General features: G+C 63.2%; 7 protein-coding genes. 4 read left to right on the forward strand and 3 right to left on the reverse strand.

What is annotated here, in order from left to right; all coding sequences use genetic code 11:
- Nucleotides 1-70: 70 nt before the first annotated feature.
- Nucleotides 71-211, reverse strand: a complete 141-nt coding sequence (locus GWP04_11765; GenBank protein NIA26230.1) for a hypothetical protein — start codon at nt 209-211, stop codon at nt 71-73.
- A gap of 1,253 nt (nt 212-1,464) precedes the next feature.
- Between GWP04_11765 and GWP04_11770 the strand changes: the two genes are divergently transcribed.
- Nucleotides 1,465-3,078: a potassium transporter Kef gene (locus GWP04_11770; protein NIA26231.1), complete on the forward strand. Its 1,614-nt coding sequence runs from the start codon at nt 1,465-1,467 to the stop codon at nt 3,076-3,078.
- Here the strand turns inward: GWP04_11770 and GWP04_11775 are convergent.
- Entirely contained in the window at nt 3,043-3,357 is a 315-nt protein-coding gene (locus GWP04_11775) for a hypothetical protein (GenBank protein ID NIA26232.1), read from the reverse strand. The genes GWP04_11770 and GWP04_11775 overlap by 36 nt on opposite strands.
- Nucleotides 3,358-3,554: 197 nt before the next feature.
- Between GWP04_11775 and GWP04_11780 the strand changes: the two genes are divergently transcribed.
- Nucleotides 3,555-3,902: a hypothetical protein gene (locus GWP04_11780; GenBank protein ID NIA26233.1), complete on the forward strand. Its 348-nt coding sequence runs from the start codon at nt 3,555-3,557 to the stop codon at nt 3,900-3,902.
- 75 nt (nt 3,903-3,977) lie between these two features.
- On the opposite strand, the gene GWP04_11785 is transcribed toward GWP04_11780, so the two are convergent.
- Entirely contained in the window at nt 3,978-5,558 is a 1,581-nt protein-coding gene (locus GWP04_11785; protein ID NIA26234.1) for a citramalate synthase, read from the reverse strand.
- A gap of 409 nt (nt 5,559-5,967) precedes the next feature.
- On the opposite strand from GWP04_11785, the gene amt reads away from it, so the two are divergent.
- Together amt and GWP04_11795 are read left to right on the forward strand one after the other, a co-directional pair.
- Nucleotides 5,968-7,392, forward strand: a complete 1,425-nt coding sequence (amt, locus tag GWP04_11790; protein ID NIA26235.1) for an ammonium transporter — start codon at nt 5,968-5,970, stop codon at nt 7,390-7,392.
- A 527-nt stretch (nt 7,393-7,919) separates the two neighbouring features.
- On the forward strand, nt 7,920-8,366 hold the full coding sequence (locus GWP04_11795) for a zinc-binding dehydrogenase (protein NIA26236.1): 447 nt from the start codon (nt 7,920-7,922) through the stop codon (nt 8,364-8,366).
- Nucleotides 8,367-8,624 lie beyond the last annotated feature (258 nt).

Below are 8,624 nucleotides of genomic sequence, written 5' to 3' on the forward strand. Positions count from 1 at the left end.
GTTATCAACTAGGGTTGATAACATGCTACGCCTTCTGACCATCGCCCTGGCCGTCGGAGAATGACATGGATCAGGGCCCGCCAGTCCGTCCGTTCCCGTCGGCAAATGGGTGGAAGGTCTCGAACTGGGCATGAGCGATGGGGGCTTGCACGAGGGGCGAGTGCTCGTCGTCGTTGTAGTCCTCAGCCGCTCTTGGTGAGGGTGCGGTCACGATACTGACGAGGAGAATGCCAGCGAGAATCCAACGCCCCCGGCGACGCCAAGTTGGCGCTGAAGTGATCTCGTCACTCTCTTCCATCCAACCGGGTACAAGCCAATAATCGCACCTGGTGCAATCACTAGTCAGTCGGAACCTTTCTCGATCCCTGTTTGCTTTCGTGTCGGCCTCCCGGGTAGAGCGGGTGTTTATCCTCATCTCTGTCCTGGTCTCCCGGCCGGTGGGGCACGTGGGCGTCGACTGGTGAGAGGGTATCGAGGCAAGATCGGCACCCCTTGAGCCCGACAACACGGCAATGGCGCGGTCGGGAACCATCGATTCGTTCCAGAGGTCGACCAGCCACCGGTCCGTCGCAGACCACAATGAGATGACCCGCTCATTCGAACTTCCCGTCCGACGCTGGATCGAGGGGGTGCCTTGTTGGAATCGACATCCGCGACGGGAAGAACGACCCCGCCTGCAACTTCGGGATCCGCCGGTTCACATCACCCGCGGGCGTCGAAAGCATATGGGTCCGGTCCCACCGCTTGCACGAACTGTGGAGCGACCGTGGTTGCAGGTGTGGCGAGCGAGTTGGCTCTTCCCTGCCGGCGCCGTCGTCGCCGAGTCCTTTCTGAGATTCTGCGGCTGGCTGTGACCGAAGAGAGGCCACGGATGATCGGAGAATCGCTCGAGTAGCCGGCGCACTCACCTGCGTTGTGGCCCGCTCGACGACGCACTCGGGGCCCTCATATTGCCGGCATTCCATCGCGCGTCCATCGCTCGAGAGGGTGGGATGAGACGGGAAATGGCGAGAAACGTTGAGACGCGAAAACCCAGTCAGGACAAGGGTTGTCGGGCATTCCCCAGGTCGGCGGATTGGGCTTTCTCGGCTCATACCCCGAAGGTCGAAGTTTGGAGTCGGTTGCTGCGCTCCCGTCGTGTCCTGCTTGGTGGTAAGACAGCAGTTTCCGTAGACGGGGCAGTCCACGTCCCGGAGATTCGAGTCTTTAGGTTCAAATCCCGCCCCGCTACGAAGAGAACCATTGGCGGTCCTTCGTCTGCCGGCGGTTTCCTCGCGTAGCGGGGTTGGTCATTTCTGGTGTTCTCCCGGCCTTGGCCGGTAGGAGCCTCCGGGGCGATCGGTCTCCGGAATATACCTGCGGCTTCGATTGCATCCCAGGTAGAACATGCTGGTGGGTGTCGATGGCGGATGATGGGTTATCGCGTCCAAGCCGATTCGATATCACACGGTATCGTGGTGCGTCATGAGCATCGCTCTGATCATTGTCGCCTACGCCGTTGGATTGCTCGCTGCCCGTCTCCACCTTCCGCCTCTCGTCGGCTACCTCGTCGCCGGCTTTGTGCTTTTCGCGTTCGGATTCGAAGCCACCGCAGGGATCGAGACACTCAGCCAGATCGGTGTGTATCTACTCCTGTTCGGCATCGGTCTCAAGCTGAAGGTCGGTTTCCTCGCTCGTCCGGCAGTGTGGGGGACGGCCACGATTCACATGATTGTCTTCTCAGCGCTCTCGGCGGGCGTCGTGCTGGCCATCGGTGTATTCGGCCTGCCCCTTGCCACCGGTCTCGATCTTGGTCAGGCTTTGATGCTGGGACTGGCGTTCTCCTTCTCGAGCACGGTCCTTGCCGTCAAGCTCCTCGAAACGATGAACGAGGCAGGGTCCCTTTCGGGCCGTGCTGCGGTGGGCGTTCTGATCGTCCAGGATGTCTTCGCAGTCGCGTTTCTCGTGGTCACCGCCGGTGCCTCTCCGACGTGGTGGGCTGTGCCGATGATCCTGGTCATCGTGGCGCTGCGTCCAAGCTTCAGCTGGCTGGTTGCTCGCAGTGGCCACGGGGAGCTTCTCGTCCTCCTCGGATTCGCGCTCGCCGTTGGCATTGGAGCGGGCGGTTTCGAACTTGTGGGGCTCAAGCCCGAACTCGGAGCGCTGCTCGCCGGGATTGCAGTTTCCTCACACCCACAGGCGGGGGAGATGGCGGACCGCCTCCTCGATTTCAAGGATCTGTTCCTCGTCGGATTCTTCCTCTCGATCGGGCTTGCCGGGACACCGCCGATCGGAGCGTACGTTGTTGCAGGCTTGATGCTGCTCCTCATCCCCCTCAAGGGTGCGCTCTTCTTCGTGCTGTTCACCCGGTTCCGGCTGAGAACGCGCACGGCCTTCCACTCCTCATTGACCTTGTCGACCTACAGCGAGTTCGGCTTGATCGTGGCCAGTGCGAGCCTTGCCGCTGGGCATCTCGAGCAGGAGTGGTTGTCCGCGATAGCGGTCGCTGTTGCAGCGTCATTCGTCATGGTATCCGTTGGCAATACAGCTCGTGACCGGATGTACGGAGTTCTCTCGGATCGTCTCGCGGCTCTTGAACGACAGCCACCCCTGCCCGAGGATGCAGTGCTCGATTGCGGATACGCACGCGTTCTCGTGCTTGGCATGGGACGGGTCGGGGTGGGAGCGTACGATGAGATCTCTCTTCGGCGGGGCCCTGTGGTCGTCGGGATGGATCGGAGCGAGCGAACCGTGGCATTTCACACAAGTCGCGGGCGCAATGTCATACGAGGTGATGCGCTCGACCGGGACCTCTGGGAGCGACTTCGGTTTCGGGAAGAAGTCGAGTTGATCCTGATAGCGACCGACAATCATACGTCGAATCTCGAGTGCGTTGAGCGTGCGAAGGAGTATCTGCCAGATGCGCAGATAGGGGTGATAGCGACGTACCCGGATCAGGTCATCGAGTTGAACGACGTCGGCGTCGGCGTAGCGCGAAATCTGTACGAGGAAGCCGGGCAGGGTCTTGCAGATGACGCTATTGCGACGGTCTGGGGGTCGAGTTCAGGCGAGGAGAGCGGCGATCAGTCGGGTGCGTGAGATGAACACGATCGAACACCGCGCTACTCGGTGTTCGGGAGCCGCAAGGATCCGCCGCGGAATCGAATGCCCCGGTGTCATGACCCACACAGGCACAGGGCGTTCCCGGAGGAGGCGCAAGGTGGTGCTCCTGTATCCCTCAGCCGCGTCGGGGATCACGACGAGGTCGTGATCGGCGCTGAGGACACACCGAATGATCTCGACGACGCTCGCTCCAATACCGATGACGATTGGCTCCACCAGCCACGAGAGCCTCGACCGAAGCGGCCTTCGTCTCATCGAGCCAGACAGCCTCGAGGGGGTGACCCCGGCACCGGAACCAGCAACCGGTTACTGGGCAGCCGGCATCGCGGACGCGGTATCACCCGTACACCACGTCCCGAGACGGGACCTTCGGAGATGGCTGTCGTCGAGTGAGGTCTGAGCCGGGCCTCTCAGTCCTCAACCGTCGACGCGTATGAGCCGATGTTGAAGGCATGAAGCGGAAGTGCCTTGTCTTGCTGCTGGCCGTGATGATGGCCGCTTGCTCGACCACTACATCTCCTCCGACCACCTTCGGAGTCGACGGTGCGCCACAACTGGTCAAGAACACCTTCCTGACCGTGACTCGCCAAGCCGCCACCTTGGCCGGCTACGACGCGACGAACGACCAGTGGATGGAGTTCGCTCGCGAGGTGTGTAGCTCCGGTTTCGACAGTCCGGAAGACCTGGCGGACTTTGTAGGTGAGAAGGCCGGTGCCAAAGCCGACCGGGACATCCAGCAGATGTGGTCGACGGCTGCCAAGGCGGCCACGAGCGCGTTCTGTCCGGTCGGGGGAACGTGAGGCATGCACATCCGGTTGAGCGCCGAACCGTGGAAACGGCTGCGGCGAGACCACAAGCCGGCGGCTCGAGGGAGGTCACATCCCGGGACGGCTGGACTCTTGGCGCCGCAGTAGCCCGACGATCAGGCCTTCGGTAAGCGCATCCCACGAGGCTTCGATGACGTTCTCGTGGACTCCGATCGTTCCCCATGTTTCGTCTCCGTCGGATGTTTCGAGCAGCACCCGCACCGTCGCTTCGGTCCCATACGAGGAATCCAGCACTCGCACCCGATAGTCGGTCAGCCGGAGGCGGTCGAGGTCCGGATATGCGGTTCTCAGCGCAGCCCGGAGCGCCTGATCCAATGCGTGCACCGGGCCCACCCCTTCCCCGGTGGTGACGACCCGCCGGCCGTTGACCATCACTTTCACGGTGGCCTCGGCGCCGATTTCCTCGTCGGCCCGCCGATCGATGAACACCCGGAAGGATTCCAGCTCGAAGAAGTCCTGATCCCACCCGAGCGTCCTGCGCATGAGCAGTTCAAAGGATCCGTCGGCCGCCTCGAAGTGGTAGCCCTTGTGTTCGAGGTCCTTGACTTGTTCGAGGATGCGTGCGGCCGTTTCGGCGTCGACCTCGAGACCAAGATTCGTCGCCTCGGTCAGGACGCTCGCCCGGCCGGCCAGCTCCGAAACGACCATGCGGGTGCGGTTCCCGACCCGGGACGGGTCCTCGTGCTCGTACGCGTCGGACCGGCGAGCCAGGGCCGACGTGTGGAGCCCGGCTTTGTGGGTGAATGCGGATGTCCCGACATAGGGATGATGGGGATCGAGGGAGATGTTGACGATTTCGGCAATGTGGTGTGCCACGGGGCCGAGGAGTTCCAGCCTTCCTTCGGGGAGTACCGAAAGGCCCATCTTGAGGACGAGGTCGGGGATGAGCGTCGAGAGGTTGGCATTGCCGGTCCGCTCCCCGTAGCCATTGATGCAACCCTGTACCTGCCGGACACCGGCGTCGATCGCCACCAGCGAACTGGCCACGGCACATCCGACGTCATCGTGGAAGTGGACGCCCAGCCGGCTCTCGGGGAGGGCCTCCTGTATCCGGTCGATCGTATGCAAGATCGCGGAGGGGAGGGTCCCGCCGTTGGTGTCACACAGCACCAATCGTTCTGCTCCGGCTGCCGTGGCCGCCTGCAGCACCCGGAGCGCAAACTCCGGGTTGGCCTGGAAGCCATCGAAGAAGTGCTCGGCATCGAAGAACACCCGCCGGTCATGATCGCGCAGGTACTCGATCGACTCGGCAACCATGCGCACACCCTCGTCGAGATCGGCTCGGAGCACTTCGCGCACGTGGTAGTCCCACGACTTGCCGACAATGCAGATGGTCTCGGTTTCGGCGGCGAGCAGCGCCTGTAACTGAGGATCGTCGGCCACGGTGCCCCGTGGTCGTCGGGTCGACCCAAAGGCAACCAGCGTCGCCGTTTCGAAATCCAGCTCGTTCCGTGCCCGGCGAAAGAACTCGTCGTCTTTGGGATTGGCGCCCGGCCACCCACCCTCCACGTAATCGACTCCCAACTCGTCGAGCAAGGAGGCGATCCGCAGTTTGTCGCCGACGGTCAGCGAGATGCCTTCCTGCTGAGAGCCGTCTCGCAGAGTGGTGTCGTAGATCTCGGTCTTCATGGCGAACTCCCGGGCAACAGAAAACCCTCCGCCGGGCGAAGGGTTGGGCGCACACGATCAGCCGTATGCGCTAGTCGATAATGATGGTGGTGGTCGGCTGGAACATCTGGCGGGCAGTATGGCGGATTGGATCCGGGCCGTCAACCGTTTTGAAGAGCGTCGGACCTCGCCAATCCCCCCGCCGCCGCTCACGACGCCCTTGAGTCAGATCTCGCGATGCGGGACGTGGGAGGCCAAGGTGGACGAGGTCGGTCCCGACCCTCGCATCCGTGTGGAGGGCCCGTAACCGATTCGTAACAAGCTGGTCGCAAGCCGGTAACGGCGCCGCAATCGGTACGGAACAAGGGCCGTCTTAGATGGTTCTGCACCGGCGCATCGCCGATCTGTGCGAGAAGGAGGAGATGAACACATGAAGCCCCTGGTCAAATCATGGCTGCGCCAGAGACGTTTGTGGGTCGCGCTGGTCCTATTGTTAATCGGGCTTGTTCCGGCCGAGGTTGCCCGTGCGGCCGATCCGACCGGGGGCTCGATCATCGACCTGCAAGGCGCTCCGGGGGTCGCGGCGGTGGCGGTGGTAGCGGTCAACTATGCATGGACGCTGATCGCCGCCTTTCTCGTGTTCTTCATGCAGGCGGGTTTCGCGCTGTTGGAGGCAGGGTCGACACGGATGCGCAACGCCGGCTCTGTGTTCATGAAGAACTTCATCGACTTCTGCATGTGCGGTCTGGCATTCTGGGCGTTCGGTTTTGCCCTCATGTTCGGGGGCTCCGCGTTGGCGTCCGGGCTCGATGAGGGCAACGCGTTCGTCGGGTACTCGGGCTTCTTCCTGAGCGGCCAGGCGAACGATGTCGGAACGGCGGCTTTCTGGTTCTTCCAGATGGTGTTCGCGGCAACCGCGGCCACCATCGTGTCGGGTGCGATGGCAGAGCGCACGAGGCTCGATGCGTACATGGCCTACAGCTTCCTCATCTCCGCATTGATCTACCCGATCTACGGCCATTGGGTGTGGGGCGGCGGATGGCTCGCCACGCTGCCGTTCGGCGCAGGTGCGAAGGACTTCGCCGGATCGGGTGTCGTCCACGCCGTCGGAGGCATCGCCGCACTGGTCGGAGCGCTGATGGTGGGTCCGAGACGCGGCAAGTTCGATTCCGATGGGCGACCACGGTCGATCCCGGGACACAACATGGGCTACATCATCATCGGAGCGATGATCCTGTTCTTCGGCTGGTTCGGTTTCAACTCCGGCAGCACCCTCGCGGCCACCGACCTCCGCATCTCGGTCATCGCAGTGAACACGTTCCTGGCGGGGATAGCCGGAGCGATCGTGGCCTACTACATCCGTCTGATTCGGACGGGGAAAGCCGACATCCCGGTGACCGCCAGCGGCGCCATCGGCGGGCTCGTGGCGATCACCGCCCCGTGTGCCTACGTCGATCCATGGGCGGCAGTCGTCATCGGCGGGATCGCCGGCGCACTCGTGATCGGTGTCGCCGGTTTCCTGGAGCGGCGGCTGCATCTCGACGATCCCGTGTGGGCGGTCGCCTGCCACGGAGGAGCGGGTCTGTGGGGGCTCATTGCCGTCGGCATCTTTGCGAACGGTGTCTATGGCGGGGTGTCCGGGCTCATCGTCGGCAACAAAGGCCAGATCATCGCCCAGCTCATCAGCGTTGTGACGGTTGTCGCCTGGACGGCTGTGGCCTCTGCCATCGTCTTCGGTCTCATCAAGGCGGGGATGGGTCTCAGAGTCTCGGAAGCCGACGAGATCGCCGGCATCGACGCCACCGAATTCACCCAGATGGGCTACGTGATGGATGACATCGTGGGCCCATCGTGACGAGGTCTGCCCGGCCACGCATTCGGGAGAGATCAATGACCGTTCGAGCGATCAGAGCCAAGAAAGGGACATGAGTATGGAAGTAGTTGCCGCCGCCGGAGCCTTCGTTGCATTGTTCACCGCCTTCGTGGTGGTTCCGAGACGACTCGTTCGACGCGAAGAGGAGGACTGAGGCAGGGGCGACCCCACGGCAGCCGAAGGCCTGCCACGGGTCGTCGCGCGGTGGTGACAACCTCTCCCGACGCGCAGGTCTGTGGGATGTGGGCCTGTCGCGGCCGAATTCGAACGCCGTCTCATCGGAGTGATGGCGGCAGACGGATCGGCAGTCTGCCCTGTAGGCATCGACCACAGGTGCGGGACGCTCCGGATCGGGCGCCCGACACGTGTACCGGAAAGATGCGTGGCGCCTTGTATCGATTGCTTGCCTGGCACTTCTTCGTCGAGTGCGGCCTCGTTCTGGGATTGGGTTGTCGGTAGCGGCCCGGGTCGATGGCGAGCCCCAGCGGAACTGCTCGAGGGAGGCGGTGGTGCGGGTCGCATCGGAGGCAGTCTCCGGTGAGGGCGGGGCAGTCGGCACGGCGTTGCTTCAACTGGGAGATCTGGCGGGCCTGGAGACGTACGGGAGGGCCTCGGAGCCCAAGCACGAGCTGGTCGCCGACCTCGGAGCAACCTCTATCGACCATCGGAGTGAGGATTTCGTCGCGCGCGTCCGGGCGTTGACCGAACAGGGTGTAGACGCTGTTTTCGACACCATCGGCGGAGACGGCTTCAAGCGGTCGCCTGCATCATTCGAGCCGGGCGGATCACCGGCGGCCCATGGCTTCCATGACAGCGTCATGGACAGGGGCGGCAGCGTCCCAGCGAGTTCATGCGGGTCCTGTTGTGGAACCTCCTCCCGAACGGCCGCTCGACGATCTTCTACCGGATCGGCGCGCTGCGCAAGAAGCGTCCGGATTGGTTCCGCAGGGATCTGACTGTGCTCTTCGACCTGTTGGCGCAGGGCAAGATCAGACCGGTCATCGCGAACGGATGGGGCTGGAGGAGGTCGCGCAGGCACACCACTCGTTGAGCAGGCCGCCGCGCAGGGCAGAATCGTGCTGACCGTCAACGCAGGCTGAGTCGCCGGGAGGAATCCTCGGGGTGCCTCTGTGTTTGTCAAGCTGCCCGGGTCTGGGTGTGGGTGGTCTGGTGGATACGTCTTTCGTCGGCGAGCATGATCCGCCAGACGCTGG

Source organism: Gammaproteobacteria bacterium, from assembly GCA_011682695.1.
Taxonomy (GTDB): Bacteria; Actinomycetota; Acidimicrobiia; order Spongiisociales; family UBA4744; genus BMS3Bbin01.